Annotated in this window: 13 protein-coding genes; 10 read left to right on the forward strand and 3 right to left on the reverse strand. The window is 65.2% G+C overall.

The annotated features are described in order from the left end of the window. Window positions 1-1607: 1607 nt before the first annotated feature. A complete protein-coding gene (locus C4K88_RS00010) occupies window positions 1608-2288 on the forward strand; it encodes a hypothetical protein (protein WP_146065567.1) in 681 nt (226 codons plus the stop codon). A gap of 78 nt (window positions 2289-2366) precedes the next feature. Here C4K88_RS00010 and C4K88_RS00015 read toward each other — a convergent pair whose 3' ends face one another. Next, window positions 2367-2609 carry a hypothetical protein gene (locus tag C4K88_RS00015; RefSeq protein WP_104119623.1) on the reverse strand — a complete coding sequence of 81 codons (243 nt, stop codon included), beginning with the start codon at window positions 2607-2609 and terminating at the stop codon, window positions 2367-2369. 164 nt (window positions 2610-2773) lie between these two features. Between C4K88_RS00015 and C4K88_RS00020 the strand changes: the two genes are divergently transcribed. From C4K88_RS00020 to C4K88_RS00045, 6 genes are all read left to right on the forward strand, one after another. Beyond that, window positions 2774-3127, forward strand: coding sequence for a hypothetical protein (locus C4K88_RS00020; protein ID WP_104119624.1), 354 nt, complete (start codon window positions 2774-2776; stop codon window positions 3125-3127). 276 nt (window positions 3128-3403) lie between these two features. Beyond that, window positions 3404-4825: a 3' terminal RNA ribose 2'-O-methyltransferase Hen1 gene (locus C4K88_RS00025; protein WP_104119625.1), complete on the forward strand. Its 1422-nt coding sequence runs from the start codon at window positions 3404-3406 to the stop codon at window positions 4823-4825. Then, window positions 4822-7377, forward strand: coding sequence for a polynucleotide kinase-phosphatase (locus C4K88_RS00030; RefSeq protein ID WP_104119626.1), 2556 nt, complete (start codon window positions 4822-4824; stop codon window positions 7375-7377). The genes C4K88_RS00025 and C4K88_RS00030 overlap by 4 nt, the downstream gene beginning before the upstream one ends. A gap of 225 nt (window positions 7378-7602) precedes the next feature. Next, window positions 7603-8175, forward strand: a complete 573-nt coding sequence (locus C4K88_RS00035) for an ArsR/SmtB family transcription factor (protein ID WP_104119627.1) — start codon at window positions 7603-7605, stop codon at window positions 8173-8175. Then, window positions 8172-9461 (forward strand): MFS transporter, encoded by a 1290-nt coding sequence (locus C4K88_RS00040; protein WP_241521629.1) that lies wholly within the window; start codon window positions 8172-8174, stop codon window positions 9459-9461. The genes C4K88_RS00035 and C4K88_RS00040 overlap by 4 nt, the downstream gene beginning before the upstream one ends. Window positions 9462-9567: 106 nt before the next feature. Beyond that, window positions 9568-10317 carry a class I SAM-dependent methyltransferase gene (locus C4K88_RS00045; protein WP_104120259.1) on the forward strand — a complete coding sequence of 250 codons (750 nt, stop codon included), beginning with the start codon at window positions 9568-9570 and terminating at the stop codon, window positions 10315-10317. A 113-nt stretch (window positions 10318-10430) separates the two neighbouring features. Here C4K88_RS00045 and C4K88_RS00050 read toward each other — a convergent pair whose 3' ends face one another. Beyond that, entirely contained in the window at window positions 10431-10871 is a 441-nt protein-coding gene (locus C4K88_RS00050; RefSeq protein WP_104119629.1) for an NUDIX hydrolase, read from the reverse strand. 134 nt (window positions 10872-11005) lie between these two features. On the opposite strand from C4K88_RS00050, the gene C4K88_RS00055 reads away from it, so the two are divergent. The 3 genes from C4K88_RS00055 to C4K88_RS00065 all read left to right on the forward strand — a co-directional run bounded on the left by C4K88_RS00055 (window position 11006) and on the right by C4K88_RS00065 (window position 13022). After that, a complete protein-coding gene (locus C4K88_RS00055) occupies window positions 11006-11467 on the forward strand; it encodes a GNAT family N-acetyltransferase (RefSeq protein WP_206604321.1) in 462 nt (153 codons plus the stop codon). A gap of 62 nt (window positions 11468-11529) precedes the next feature. Continuing rightward, window positions 11530-11958: a nucleotidyltransferase domain-containing protein gene (locus C4K88_RS00060; protein ID WP_104119631.1), complete on the forward strand. Its 429-nt coding sequence runs from the start codon at window positions 11530-11532 to the stop codon at window positions 11956-11958. 83 nt (window positions 11959-12041) lie between these two features. Then, window positions 12042-13022, forward strand: coding sequence for a GNAT family N-acetyltransferase (locus tag C4K88_RS00065; RefSeq protein ID WP_104119632.1), 981 nt, complete (start codon window positions 12042-12044; stop codon window positions 13020-13022). Window positions 13023-13638: 616 nt separating this feature from the next. On the opposite strand, the gene C4K88_RS00070 is transcribed toward C4K88_RS00065, so the two are convergent. Beyond that, the gene (locus C4K88_RS00070; RefSeq protein WP_104119633.1) at window positions 13639-14592 is read right to left on the reverse strand and encodes a manganese catalase family protein; all 954 of its coding nucleotides are present in this window, start codon (window positions 14590-14592) and stop codon (window positions 13639-13641) included. Window positions 14593-14653: the final 61 nt, after the last annotated feature.

Genomic DNA, 14653 nt, shown 5'->3' on the forward strand with positions numbered 1-14653 from the left:
CGGTCAGATACTGCTGATCGGGCTGATCCTGCACGCCTACCCAGTGATGATCCAACGCATCGTGCGCTACCGGATCATCACCCGACGGGCCAACACCCACACCAGCAGGAGCAGGAGCAGGAGTGCTTATAACCAACAACTGCCCTGAGCCAGACCATGCTGTGAACGTGCCTGACGGCACGTAGGTCTCGGACACGACCCATGGCACACGACACGCCCTCTCGGCGGCCCTGAGCGGGAGTATCTCGTAGACGGTCGTTTCCAAAACTCCCGAAAATCCCGCGCTAGGAACGGCGGCCGAAGCGTTATTGAAACGGCAGGTATGGCTTTGGGCGACTAATCCGAGTGGTGGGCGCGACAGGCATTCAGCCCAACGGCCAGCGGCCAGGAAAGTCAGTGCTAAAACTTGACTATGACCGAGTCAGGAACCACGCAGCCTTTAGTTATCAGTCAATCGCCAAAGCATCAGCTTTCGTCGGTGGGAATCATTGCTGCGTTCCTCTGCGCATAAATCGTGTTGGGCGTCCTCGATGTCCTTGACCGGTGGCTGATGTGGTCCGGGGTGGCGGTATTTGGGACGATCCTCTTGATCGGCCTCTACGGTGTGCTCCGTGCTCGCGCCGCATCGTGGGAACTCCGGTTGGATTCAGACGGGGTGACGGCGCACGGTCACTCGACGACGCCATGGTCTGACCTTGCCGAGGTCCGGGTCACCAGGATGGGTCCGCAGTGGCTCTTCTTGTTCCGGGGCCCACGGGTTGTAGCGTTCATCGGGTGGCCCGGGGTGGACATGCCAAGCTTGCCCTCGGTGGGGGCAGGGGTTCTCGCCAAGCGCACCACTCGACTCCGAGCACGACAGTACGGGACGCAGATGGTGCTGATCCCGCAGACCATCGATGCTTCGACCGAGACCATCGTCACGACGGTCGGACGGTTCAGTAACGTGCCCGTGGTGCGAGAGTGAACCCAGTGTGGTTGCAGTTGCCTGACCGTTCAACCCATGCTGTTCACCGACCCGCTACCGGAGCCTGCGGCCGATCCAAGTAAACAATCCTTCACTAGGACGGTCGTTCACGGACCTTGGCAGTCTGACTACCACCAAGGCCATTTCGACGACAATCGACCCCCAGAGCTCACATCCCGTCGCACGCGCGCTCTGGGCCACCGACGTGCGGGCACCTCTACTCCAACGCCTCATACCCGAAGCAGTGGAAGTGCCGGCGGAGTAGGTTCGATCTATGGCCTACGATCCGACCCTCCTACTCATTGCCTTCAGCATGTTTGCCATCGGACTGCTGGGCCTCGTGCTTTGCGTACTTGGGCTGTCCTGGCTCATCACTCATCCAAAGGAGAACGGAGAATCATTTCGACGAGGCCGGAGGCGCAACATGCTCACTTCTACCATCGCAGGAGTCTTGTTCATTGGAATCGGCGTCCTGCCCTTTGCCCCATCGCCCTTCTAGCTTCACGGTGCCGCGGGTGTCATACGCAGGCGGTGAGTGATCAGAATTCGCCGATCCCCTTGCGAGGTGCCTATGGACTGGCAGAACGGCGCCTGACTGACTAGCGGGATGATCGACAACGCCGTTCTCGACACAATCCTGGCCATGACGCACTCAGCGGTCGGAGGGGACCTGCTTTCCGACGTCGATTCCCTCGCAACCGGGATCGAAGCCGCGGGTTGGGTCCGGGCTGTCAACGGTGGGGACTGGTACTGCCCGGGTGAACCCTCCTGGTCGTTGCTGTCCTCTGATCATGCGCCGAATCTGGCGGTCTTCCTGAGCGACGACGACGCCACCACCGTCTTCACGACGGGCCAGGACCTCGCGCGGAGACTCGACCAGGTTGAGGACCTGCGCCGGCACGGCCCCGACCCGGGATGGCCATCCTGGTCACCGGATGAGCCACGGTGGGCGGAGTGGACCGGGCTCGAAACCGACTGGGTGATGTGGGACGGCGGCCCGGCCCGCATCTCGCTGAACGTCCAGCCCGCCCATCAACCGGGACGCCACTACTCGCCCCCACATCTGCATTTCCAGATCGGACGGCTCGATACACCATCGGAGGGACTCCCCGCGGACCCGGAGCGTGCTCGCCGCATCGTCAGCTCGGGATCACCTATAGCGCGGTGGTACCTGGCAGGAGAAGTCGACCTGCCGGAAGACGTCGTCGACATTCTCCGCCGTGACTCGGACGCCGCCGTCGTGGCAGCCGTCGAATCCGCGGCAAGGTTCCGCACCATGCACACCGCAGCGCAGGACCACATCGGACGACATGACGGGCACTGACTCCAGTAGTCGGGATCCTCGGTGGGAAACTCTCACCGCGCGTCCTTCTAGTCAAAGGATCCTTCGCAGGAACGGCCGTCAGATGTGCATCCGTGCTTGATGCCGCACAACCCTGTGGGCGATGAGTGCGGCGGCGCCCAGGACCAGGCCCAGCACTCCGGCTGCGTACCCGAACAACATGAGAATGCCGGCGCCGATGTTCACACCGCCCTCGCCTGTGTCGTTCGCCAGAGCCCAACTTCCAATACCGACTGTCAGGAAAGCGATCACCAGGAGACAAGTGCAGAAATAGTGCAGGACCTTCGGAACGGGCGCGGCCATGTCGTCTCGCTTTCGGAGAAATGCTTGGTTGGTACTGAAGGCTAACCCGTCCCATGAATGGAATCCGGCACGACCTCCTCAGAGATATCAAACTGCCGTCATCAGTGTCCGCCTTCCGATCGGCCTACGGTCAGCTGTAGTAGGCCGGAAATTAGTTTCGAGCCATGGGAACGGACTGGATCGAACACCGGCGGGGTCGCGACAACGAACTCATCGGCTGGATGGAACCCTCGGGCGAGGGGTTCGTCGCCATCGACCTGCTGGGACGCCGCAGGACCGGCATCGTGGACTGGCTGAGCGCCGAGGAAACCCTCGACGAACTCGGCATCGGCTACCTCGCCGACCCACACGAGCTACGGTTGGACGACGGCGCCTGGTTGCGTGTCCGCATCGCTGAAGTCTCGCCGGCCGAGATTCGAGTGAGAAAGGACGACTGGGGCGATATGGCCGCTCCCCAGCTCTACTACACGGTGCCCTTCCCCGTAAATGATGATCAGCTCCGCCCACTGACCGCATAAGAATCCCACTCGGCCAGACCGGAAACCCTGCTGCGCTCTCCAGAGAATAGGATCCATCGATCCGCTACCAGACTCCGCCAGTCCAGACAAAAGACCCTTCGCGTAGACGGTCGGTCGACGGTCGTTTGTAGAGACGATGGGACTGCCTGCGTTTCGGGTCAGTTCAAGTGAATGCGCAGAACCGAACCAATGCAGCATCGGAACGCTCCTCGCCTTACACGCTGATCGACGCCCATACACTGATGGCTTAGTACCAGCCGCGAATTAAGGGGCCCCGTGCTCGTCACCGTCACTTCGACCGCCCCTGATGCGTCGAATCTGAGCCATCTGCTGAGGAAGCACCCGGATCGTGCGCAAGCGTTTCCTCTCAGCGTCGGTACGGCTCACGTCTTCTACCCCGAGGTGTCCGACGAGCGGTGCACGGTGGCCATGCTCCTGGAGGTCGACCCGATCGGGCTTGTCCGGGATAAGCGCTTCCGAGGAGGTGACGCGGCCACGCTCGCACGGTATGTGAACGACCGCCCGTACGCCTCCTCGTCCATGGTCGCGGTCGCTCTGGGCCAGGTTTTCAAAACGGCAATGAACGGGACGAGCGAGTCCTTTCCCGAACTCGCAACATCTCCCCTGCCCCTCGAGGTGAGCGTCGCGGCGGTTCCGGCCCGTGGACGCGACACCGCCGACCTGGTCACACGGCTGTTCGAGCCGCTCGGTTGGGCCGTCCACGAGACGCCGATCCCTTTGGACCCTCAGTTCCCGGAGTGGGGAGACTCCGTCTACGTCGACCTCGGTCTCCGCGGCAACGTCCGGTTGAGCGATGCGCTTCGGCATCTCTACGTGTTGCTGCCGGTCCTGGATGACGCGAAGCATTATTGGGTGTCCGAGGACGAGGTCGGCAAACTCCTGCGCGCGGGCGAGGGCTGGCTGTCGGATCATCCGGAGCGTGAACTCATCACACGCCGCTATCTCGCGCACCAGCGATCCATGGTGGACGAGGCGACGGAATCGCTCACCGCCGGGTCCCGGCTGGATGACCTCGATGACATTCCGACGCTTGAGCCCGCGACCGAGAGTTCCGAGTCGCGGCCGGCTCCGCTGGCCGCACTGCGCGCGGAGGCCGTCCTTGCGGCCCTCCGCGATATCGGCGCGCGGGCCGTCGCCGATGTCGGGTGCGGGGAAGGCATGCTTCTGCGCCGCATGCAGACTGATCCCGTGTTCACGACGATCATCGGAACCGACGTGTCAGCGAAAGCACTCGCCAGGGCGGAACGAACCCTGAATCTCCGTGAGGCCGGCGACCGCCAGCGCGAGAGGGTGCACCTTCTGCAGTCCTCGGTGACGTACCAGGACGACCGCATCGCGGGCCTCGACGCGATCGTCCTGATGGAGGTGATCGAGCATGTGGACGAGGAGCGGTTGCCGGCACTCGAGGCATCCGTGTTCGGTGCCGCCGCCCCAAACGCCGTCATCGTGACCACGCCCAACGCCGACTACAACGCCCTGTTCGAATCGTTGCCCGCCGGCGGTTTCCGACACGCCGACCACCGGTTCGAATGGTCGCGCGCGGAGTTCACTGCCTGGTCGGAGGGAGTGGCCTCCCGCCACGGATACACGGTCGAATACCGGACCGTCGGCGAGGTCGACCGGGACCTTGGATCACCGACCCAACTTGCCCTGTTCCGAAAGGCCACCGACCGATGACGCGCCTGCCCATCCCCGACATGTCCCTCGTGGTACTCATCGGGGCCTCAGGCTCCGGTAAGTCGACGTTCGCCGCCACCCACTTCGAGCCGTTCGAAACGCTGTCGAGCGACTTCTTCCGCGGCCTCGTCTCCAATGACGAGAACAACCAGGCGGCAACGCCTGCGGCCTTCGAGGCCCTCGGGTTCGTCGCGGGTCAGCGCCTCGACGCGGGCCTCCTGACGGTCATCGACGCCACCAATGTCCAGCCCGATGCCCGCCGCTCCCTCATCTCGCTCGCGCGCGAGCACGACGTGCTGCCCGTCGCGGTCGTGCTGGACGTGCCGCAAAGCGTCTGCATCGAACGCAATTCCGCACGGAAAGATCGAACATTCGGCGCCTCCGTGGTCAAACGCCAGCATGATCAGCTCCGCCGGTCTCTCAAGCACTTGGGCAAGGAGGGCTTCCGCCGGGTCCACGTCCTCTCCGGGGCCGACGAAATCGCCGCTGCCGAGTTCGTGCGCGAACCCCTTTTGACTGACCGTCGTGACGAGACGGGCCCGTTCGACGCCATCGGCGACGTACATGGCTGCCGGTCCGAGCTCGAGACGCTGCTCGGCAAGCTCGGCTACGAGATCACCCGCGACGCCGAAGGGCGCCCCGTCGACGCCGCCCACCCGGAGGGCCGCCAGGCCATTTTCCTCGGCGACCTCGTCGATCGCGGGCCGGATAGCCCCGGCGTATTGCGCCTGGTCATGGGCATGGTCGGGGCCGGACACGCCCTGGCCGTGCCCGGTAACCATGAAGCCAAACTCGTGCGCGCCCTCGACGGCAAAAAGGTCCAGATGAGTCATGGCCTGGCCGAGACCCTCGCGCAGCTCTCGACCGAGACTGACGAGTTCCGGGCCGAGGTCCTGCAGTTCTGCCGCGGCCTGGTGTCCCACCTCGTGCTCGACGACGGCAGACTGGTTGTCGCCCACGCCGGCCTGATCGAGAAGTACCACGGGCGAGCCTCGGGCCGTGTGCGCGCGTTCTCGCTGTACGGCGAGACGACCGGCGAAACAGACGAGTACGGGCTCCCGGTCCGGCTGCCCTGGGCCGAGGACTACCGCGGCGCAGCGACCGTCCTCTACGGTCACGTCCCCACGCTCGAGGCGGAATGGGTCAACGGCACGATGTGCCTGGACACCGGGTGCGTCTTCGGCGGCAAGCTCAGCGCTCTGCGCTACCCCGAAAAGCAGATCGTCGACGTCCCGGCCGCGCAGGTCTGGTACGAACCGGTCGCACCCTTGGAAGGACGAGCGTCCGCGCCGGCCGCATCGGCAGGATCATCGACGCGCAACCCCAGTCTCCTGCGCATCGATGACGTCCTCGGCAAGCAGATCATCCAGACGCGGGCATTCGGCAAGGTCGGCATCCGCGAGGACAACGCAGCCGGGGCACTGGAAGTCATGAGCCGCTTCGCCACAGATCCCCGCCGGCTTGTGTACTTGCCGCCGACCATGAGCCCGCCGCACGTCTCCAGCATCGAGGGCATCCTCGAGCACCCGGCCGAGGCGTTCGCGGCCTACCGTCGTGAGGGCCTCGACCGGCTTGTCTGCGAGGAAAAGCACATGGGTTCGCGGGCGGTCGTGCTGCTGACGCGTGACCCGTCCCGATTCGGCGCGCCCATGGGGTGGCGCGGAGCCGTCCACACCCGCACGGGCCGGCCGTTCTTCGACGAGGCGACCACCGACGAATTCCTCACCCGTCTCGATCGGGCCGCCGACACCGCAGGACTCTGGGCCGAGCTCGGAACGTCCTGGCTCCTGTTCGACGCCGAGCTACTGCCCTGGTCGCTCAAGGCGGGCCCCATGATCCGGGAGCAGTACGCCAGCGTCGCTGCGGCCGCCACCTCGGCCCTGCCCGCCGCGTCGCGGATCCTTGAGACGGCCGCCGGTCGCGGCGTCGACGTCGCCGACCTGCTGGCGCGAACGAGACGCCGTGCCGCGAACGCCGACGCGTACCGCGACGCATACCGGCGGTACAGCCAGCCCGTGACGGGGCTGGATGGTGTGCAGCTCGCCCCCTTCCAGCTTCTCGCATCAGAGAACGCCAGCCACCTCGGCCGAGATCACGCCTGGCATCTCGCCGTTGCCGATCGTCTCGCCGACGCCGACGAGGTTCTCATTCGACGCACCCGGCACGTCGACGTCGACCTGGCATCACCAGAGTCCGAAGCCGCTGCCACCGAGTGGTGGGAGGAAATCACGGCAGCAGGCGGCGAAGGAATGGTTGTGAAGCCGGCGGCGGGCCTCGTCCGCGGGACGCGGTCCCTCGCCCAGCCCGGCATCAAGGTACGCGGAGCCGAGTACCTACGGATCATCTACGGGCCCGACTACCTCGAACCAGCCAACCTGGCTCGCCTACGCGACCGGGACACCGGACACAAGCGCTCCATGGCACTGCGGGAGTACGCCCTCGGAGTCGAAGCCGTCGAACGATTCGTCGCCGACGAGCCGCTATGGCGAGTGCATCAAGCCGTCTTCGGCGTCCTCGCCATGGAATCAGAATCAGTGGATCCCCGGCTGTAAGAACATCATCAGTACCGACGTCGCGCACATAGTCCCCGCGCGGCCCCAGGCCGACTACCGCTGCAAGCAGCGCCTCCCACCCCTGCGACTCACGGGTGCACCGACCCGCAGGCGAACCGCGCCAACCATCCAGTCAAAGCATCCTTTGACTGGATCGCGATAGCGTGACCGCTTCAAGCCCACAAGAGATATTGCACAACTTATCTTGTGCAGTAAGGTGGCGAGATGGAACCTCGCCGCAACGTGCACGACGCCTCTCATCTGCGTGTCCTCGCCCACCCGACCCGCCTACGCGTTCTGGGCCTGTTGCGGGAGCTAGGGCCTCAGACCGCGGCGTCGTTGGCTGAGCATGTCGATGAGGCTCCCGGGACCCTGAGTTATCACCTGACGAAGCTGGCCGAGGCAGAGTTCATCGAGCAGGACCTCCGGCCGGAGGGTGATCGGCGGGAGCGCTGGTGGCGGGCGTCGCAGGACCAGACAGTGTGGGATGACGCCGATTTCGCCAATGACCCGGAGAAGTACGGGGTTGCCAAGGACTTTTACCGGATCCTGTGGCAGCACTATGCGCGCCAGTACGAGGCATACGTCGAGTCGATGCCGCACCTCGATCGACAGTGGATCGACGGCGCGGTCAGTAGCGATCGCCGGCTCCGCCTGACCGTGGAGCAACTGCACGAGATGCGCGAGGACTTCCACGCGCTCGAGCAGAAATGGGTGCGGGCCAGCGCGGAGCACTCCCCCGGCGATGGTGCCGAAGAAGTGTTCCTCCTCCTGCAGGCCTTCCGCAGGGCCACGTGAAAACCCCGGCCCACGCCTGGGCCTCCCTCCCGGCGCTGATCACGGCGCACACCATTTCGCGCACCGGAAACGTCGTCGCCCTGTTCACCATCCCCTTCCTCGTCCTCGAGACCGGGGGCGGACCCGTCCAGGTCGGTATCGCAGCAGCCGCAGCCACCGCCCCCGTGGTGCTCGGCGCACCCTTGGGCGGTGTGCTCGTCGACCGGATCGGATACCTGCGCTCATCGGTCATCTCCGACGTCGTCAGCGGCACAACCATCGCCCTCATCCCCCTTCTCGCCGCGACCACCGGGCTCCCGTTCCCCGCCCTGATCGCCCTCGTGTTCCTCAGCGGCCTCCTCGACACGCCGGGAGAAACCGCACGCCGGGTACTGCTCCCGAACCTCTCCGCGCAGGCGCGGATTCCGTTGCAACGCTCCGTCGGGTTCCTCGACGGCTCGACCCGCGCCGCGACCCTCATCGGCGCACCCTTGGCGGCCGTGCTCGTCGCAACCCTAGGTGCTTTCCCGGCGCTGCTGGCCACCGCCGCGGCCTTCGTACTCTCCGCCCTCATCTCCGGAACACTCATCCGCACCTCCTCATCACCGGCCGGCCCCCATACCCCTCCCACCAGCACGGATTCTGACACGAACGACGGCACGGGTGGTTACTGGGCGGATCTTCGCGACGGACTGCGCTTCGTCCGGACGGACCCACTGCTGCGGCCTCTGATCATCCTGGTCCTCATCACGAACACCCTCGACGCCGCCCGAAGCGGCACCCTTCTTCCCCTCTACGCTAGCCAGGAACTCAACGGCCCGGCCTCGCTGGGCATCATCGCCGGCGCCTTCGGCGGAGCAGCCCTCACCGGGTCCATCGTCTTCGGCTTCATCGCCCACCGACTCCCCCGCCGGGCACCCTTTGTCATCTGCTACACCCTCGTCGCCTGCTCATCCCTCGGACCGGCACTCGGCCTCGGCACCGGATGGCTCGTCGGATTCTTCATTCTGTCCGGCCTCGCCGCCGGTGCCATCAACCCCATCATCGGAGCCGTCGAACTCGAACGGATCCCACCACACCTCCGAGCCCGGGTCCTCGGACTCGTCACCGCCGGGGCCTGGGCCGGCATGCCCCTCGGTGGGCTCATCGGCGGGATCTCCGCCAACACCGCCGGCCTCACAACAACCTTCACCGTCATGTTCCTGATTTACCTCGCCGCGACCCTCACCCCACTACGCGGCGGACCCTGGGAACTCATGGAGCGCAACACCGCCGACACTGCCGACACGAAAACAGCACGGTCATAGCGAAACGCCCGCGGTGCACGCGGCGTAGCCGGAAGCTCCGTCGATAAGGAGGTTGCGTGTCTTGCCGATGCGCCACTGCTACCGGTATTCGGGGTACCGTCTGTGGATGCCTGATGCTCTCTTCGACCATCCGCGGGTTGCCGGCGTCTATGACGCTCTCGATGCTGACCGCAGCGACCTGGACACCTATCTGGACCTCGTCGACGAGTTCGGGGCAGGATCGGTCCTGGACGTCGGCTGCGGCACGGGTGCCTTCGGCTCCCTTCTGGCGGAGCGCGGCATCCGGGTGCTGGGTATCGACCCGGCCGGGGCGTCCGTCGATATCGCCCGCACCAAGGCCGGCGCCGACCAGGTCACGTGGGTCGTCGGGATCGCCCCGGATATCGCCGCTGACCCCGCCCACCACGACCGGTTCGATCTGGCGACGATGACCGCCAACGTCGCTCAGGTCTTTCTCGACGACAAGGAATGGTCCGCCACCCTGCGGGCCATCCGAACCTGTCTGCGTCCCGGCGGGCGGATCGCCTTTGAGACCCGCATTCCCTCCGACCAGGGCTGGAAGCGGTGGACCAGAGACCGCACCCATCGGGTCGTCGACGTCGAAGGCGAAGGACCAGTAGAGGACTGGGTCCACGTCACCGACCTGAACGGGGAGTTCGTGACGTTCGAATCGCCCACCATCTTCCTCACCGACGGTGAACGCATCGACTCCACCTCCACGCTGCGCTTCCGCACCCAGGAGGCACTGACCCGATCACTGACGGAAGCGGGCTTTACCCGGACCGAGGTCCGCGACCTCCCCTACGCGCGGGGCCGCGGATGGCTCATCATCGCCCAAACCCAACAAACCCGATAACGCCGCCGACACGGGGGACGCACGATCGGCCGCCCTACGGGCGCTAAGTAGCGCAGGGATCAGCGGGTCGATGCGGCGAGGTCGCGCTTACTCTGTTCGGTCATGATGGTGCTTTATTGCGTTAGAGCGTCGGCCTCACCGAGGGAGCGAAGTAGATCCTCCACCCCAGCCGGGTAGAGAGGGCGGTCAAGCCTGTCGATGCGTCTCCACCCCACGGGACTGCCTTCATCGAGCACGCGCAGGGTTGCGTCCAGTGGGATGGCATCGATCTCTTCAGACTGCACGACGAAGACATGCACTATCTCGTGACCAGGTTCTCCCTCGTAGTGGAAGATGTTCTCCATAACGCCGAGCAACTGCACGGTGGTGAGAGTCACCCCGAGTTCCTCTGCGAACTCACGCCGCACGGCCGTATCGGCTGTCTCTCCGAACTCGATACCTCCGCCGAGAGCTCGATGAAACACCTCGCCCTTCATGGAGTCTGTCGCATCCGACACGAGAACGTATCCATCGCGCACCGGCAGACCCACCGCAAGATTCCGGATTGTCGGCATGCATCCGATCCTAAGTTCGCACCACGCGGGTGGGGATCGGCATACGGTCCGCCGTCCACTGATGAGTTCCTTCGGTAACGTCCTGTTCCATGATCGACCCACCGGTGGCACCTGCGCTGTGTCATCCATCGACGATGGTGAAGACGTCGTACCTTGTCGGCGAGCAGGCTGACATGCTGCACCGAGGATCGGACACGGCGTGGCTGCGGGCGGCGAGTCGCGATTTCGGGGGGTTCGTGGCAGACAGGGTGGGTATACGACAACGGTGGGGTGTTCCTTCCGAGCTGTTCTGGTTCACCTCCGGGGAGTACTACCTCGGCTCCCTTGTCATCCGTCACCGGTTGACCGACGACGAGGGCGGCGGCCACATCGGCTATCACGTCGTCTACCCATGGCAGCGCCAGGGCCATGCCACCCAGATGCTCCGGGATGCTCTCCTGAAGTGTTCGGCCCTGGGCATCGAGCGTGCCCTCCTGACGATCGCCCCGGGAAACGCCGCCTCGCTGACGGTGGTGCACCGCAACGGAGGAGTAGCTGACGGGATGAACGACGAGGGCGAGCTTCGCTTCTGGATCGACACTCCGTCCGTGAGCTAATCGACCCCGAAAGGGGTCCGTCGACGGAGCTGTCGCGCATTCTCAACGGGTAGCCTCCCCGTATGACATCGAGGCTGAAGGGGCGCCGACGAGCTGCCCATCGGATCATCGGTGACGTTGCTGCGTGGGCAGCACAGGAAGACAAGGTCAGAGCCCTGGCTCTGGTGGGCTCGTATGCCCGGGGAGCTGAGCGGATGGCCAATGATGTCGATCTGGTGGTGCTGAGCGACACGCCCGAGAGTCTCGACGACGCGGCATGGTTCGAGCACCTCGCCCCTGGCGCACGCCTTGTTCGCTCGCAGGAGTGGGGGCCTGTACGCGAACGCAGATTCCGGCTGGTATCAGGATTGATCGTGGAACTGGGCATTGCTCCCTCGAACTGGGCCGCTGTCCCCTTGGACCAGGGAACCCGTCGCGTCCTCAAAGACGGGCACCGCGTCTTGTACGACACACGGCTCCTCGGAAGGGCTACCGCAGCCGTCGCCGGGTAAGCACCGGGCCGCCGCACTATTGCCGCAAGAGATTTCTCTCCGGCCGCGCGCGGAACGCTACGGGTGTCCGATAGATTCGCCAAATGGAGTTCCGCCCAACGACACCAGAGGATCTGCAGACCATTCTCGGCTGGGTGGGAAACGACCGGGACATGGTCCTGTGGTCGGGTCCGACGTTCACCTGGCCGCTCACCCTCGACCAGCTGCTGACCTACCTCGAGAACCCGAAGCGGACCTACTGGTCCGCGACCGACCGGGGCTCCCACGCGCTGGTGGGGCACGCGTCTCTGCTCATCGACGAAGGTGCCGGGCTGCTGCGGATCGGGTTCATTATCGTGGACCCGGGCCTCCGAGGCCGCGGCGCCGGCCGATCACTGGTCGACGGCATCGTGCGCCGCGGCTTCGAGACCTCCACCATTCCCGCCATGACACTTGCCGTCCTCGCCCACAACCGGCTGGCTCGCGCATACGCCTTGTACAGGTGGTGGCGGCCCGTCCTGACACTCGCCGTCACAGCGGTGGCTTACGGCATGTTGCTGCTCGCCCTCGTGGTGGCGGCCATGATCGCCTCCGCCCTCGACCCAGCACTCGGCATCCTCATCGACGATGCGATGGACCCGTCAGCACCACTGGACATGAACAACCCCAGCGCGGCACTGCTGGCCATGCTGATGCTCGCGATCGGGCTACCCGCGGCCCTACTCGGAGCGCGCATCGGCGGTTGGCGGCCCGCCGGATCGGTGTCCTCGGTCCTCGGGCGACTGCGCTGGGGGTTGCTGGCCCGCTGCCTGGGCCTGGCCGCCGGATTGCACCTGATGCTCACCCTCGGTGTGACCTTCACCGGGGTGGCCTTCACCGGCGCTGGGACGTCGCAGGTGACGGCGACCTGGAACCAACACAGCGGCTGGATGCGCGCAGTCGCGCTCCTCGTCGTACCCTTCCAGGCCGCCGCCGAGGAATACGTATTCCGCGGCGATCTCATGCAGACCATCGGATCCTGGCTACGTCACCCGGCCTGGGCCATCCTGCTACCGGTGCCCCTGTTCGTCCTGGGCCACGAATAGGCTGGGTCGCACAAATCGACATCGCCGTCTTCGCCGTCGCCGCCGGCTGGCTGACCTGGCGCACCGGAGGCCTCGAAGCCGCCATCGGCCTGCACATCATCGGCAACTGCCTCGCCTTCGGCTTCGGCGCGATCGGCCTCACCGACCTCAACGCCACCGACATCCCTACGGTCTCGGTCGCTCTCTCCATTGGACTCACCCTCACCTACACGGCACTCATCACCCGACACCACACCTGGTGGCACATCCCCGCACCCACCTCCGCGGAATTCTGCGCCGACCCTCGGACCTGATAAGCCACCGCGAACCCCACCGCTCAACGCGCACGCGCTCCACCAATGCTGAACTGCCATGGCAGCCGGCAGCTGGGGTCACCCACGAACAGGCAGGCCACACGGTGACGGCCGCACTGGCATCTGACACGCGAGCCGCACTGATGATCATCCAGGCATCCTTGGCATCCCAGGCATCCCAGGTGTCGCGGAGTGCAAGGGCCGATCAGGGGTGGTGCGCCTCCTGACCATCTCGAGCGGTGCTGGTTTTGGGCTGTCCGCACGGAAGGGGCACCCCCGTGACGTGCGTGGGTGCCCCTTTCCGTATGTTCCGGGTGGGGGTGCTACTTGCCCATCGGCCCGAAGGTGGCGTCGATGTCCGCCATCTCCATGTCCGCGGTGGCCTGAATCAGCTCGAGCAACTCGGGGTCGAGTCCGGGCGCAAATTCTTCCAGTCGCTCGGGGGCGATCTGGGATGGCACGCCCTCGGGGGCCTGCTCACTGGCATCGAGGGTGGTGCCGTCCTTTGACGGCGACAGCCCCTGGTAGATCTTCCCGGCCTCCGACTGGCCCTTGAGGTCGAAGGTGTACTGCTTGCTCTGCAGGCCGAGGTCCAGGAGCTTCTTGACCTCGGGGAATTGCTCGGCATTGGTCTTCGGGATGGGAAGGAGCGACTTCCAGTTCACCCCGAGGGTTTCCAGGGCCCTGGCGTACCCGTTCTCGTGGGCCTGATCGCGGACGATCAGGTAGGAGATGGTGGAGCGCGCCGTCTTGTTGTCCGTCATCTCGTACATGCGGCACTTCTGCAGACGACCGGTGGCCTCGAGCATCAGGTTGTACAGCAGGTCCAGTGGCAGGTTGCCGGAGTTGTAGACATAGCTGCCGCTCCACGGGTTGCCGGCCGAGTCCACCGGCATGGCGCCCTGTGCTCCCACAAGGTAGTGGTGGATGTTGCCCTCGGACAGGGCGAGATTCAGGGGGATCGAGCCGCCGGCGCCGGGGGTGTCCAGGGGGTCGTCGAGTTTTCCCTGGTAGCGGGGTGAGCCGTCGAGGAGCCGGGAGATGGTGGTGCCGATCAGCTCCACATGGCTGATCTCCTCGGTGCCGATGCCCTGGATCAGGTCACGGTACGGTTTGGCCGCAGGACCGCGGAAGTTCATGCTCTGGAACAGGTACTGCATCATGGTGCGCATCTCGCCGAACTGCCCGCCGAGTCCTTCTTGCAGGGCATTCGCCGCAGCCGGGTCCGGCTCATCGGGGATGATCTCGTTGATGAGCTGCTGAACGTGGAAGAACATAGGGCCTCCTAGTAGAAGGACGGACGAAAGACCGCCCTTCGTTTCACCCTTCACGGCCCAC

It is taken from the genome of Arthrobacter pityocampae (assembly GCF_002927275.1).
Taxonomy (GTDB): Bacteria; Actinomycetota; Actinomycetes; order Actinomycetales; family Micrococcaceae; genus Arthrobacter_D; species Arthrobacter_D pityocampae.

Excerpts from the sequence above, each read along its gene's own strand:
- C4K88_RS00010 (WP_146065567.1), top strand. The coding sequence starts at position 1,608 with ATGACGCACTCAGCGGTCGGAGGGGACCTGCTTTCCGACGTCGATTCC.
- C4K88_RS00015 (WP_104119623.1), bottom strand. The coding sequence starts at position 2,609 with ATGGCCGCGCCCGTTCCGAAGGTCCTGCACTATTTCTGCACTTGTCTC.
- C4K88_RS00020 (WP_104119624.1), top strand. The coding sequence starts at position 2,774 with ATGGGAACGGACTGGATCGAACACCGGCGGGGTCGCGACAACGAACTC.
- C4K88_RS00030 (WP_104119626.1), top strand. The coding sequence starts at position 4,822 with ATGACGCGCCTGCCCATCCCCGACATGTCCCTCGTGGTACTCATCGGG.
- C4K88_RS00035 (WP_104119627.1), top strand. The coding sequence starts at position 7,603 with ATGGAACCTCGCCGCAACGTGCACGACGCCTCTCATCTGCGTGTCCTC.
- C4K88_RS00045 (WP_104120259.1), top strand. The coding sequence starts at position 9,568 with ATGCCTGATGCTCTCTTCGACCATCCGCGGGTTGCCGGCGTCTATGAC.
- C4K88_RS00050 (WP_104119629.1), bottom strand. The coding sequence starts at position 10,871 with ATGCCGACAATCCGGAATCTTGCGGTGGGTCTGCCGGTGCGCGATGGA.
- C4K88_RS00055 (WP_206604321.1), top strand. The coding sequence starts at position 11,006 with ATGGTGAAGACGTCGTACCTTGTCGGCGAGCAGGCTGACATGCTGCAC.
- C4K88_RS00060 (WP_104119631.1), top strand. The coding sequence starts at position 11,530 with ATGACATCGAGGCTGAAGGGGCGCCGACGAGCTGCCCATCGGATCATC.
- C4K88_RS00065 (WP_104119632.1), top strand. The coding sequence starts at position 12,042 with ATGGAGTTCCGCCCAACGACACCAGAGGATCTGCAGACCATTCTCGGC.
- C4K88_RS00070 (WP_104119633.1), bottom strand. The coding sequence starts at position 14,592 with ATGTTCTTCCACGTTCAGCAGCTCATCAACGAGATCATCCCCGATGAG.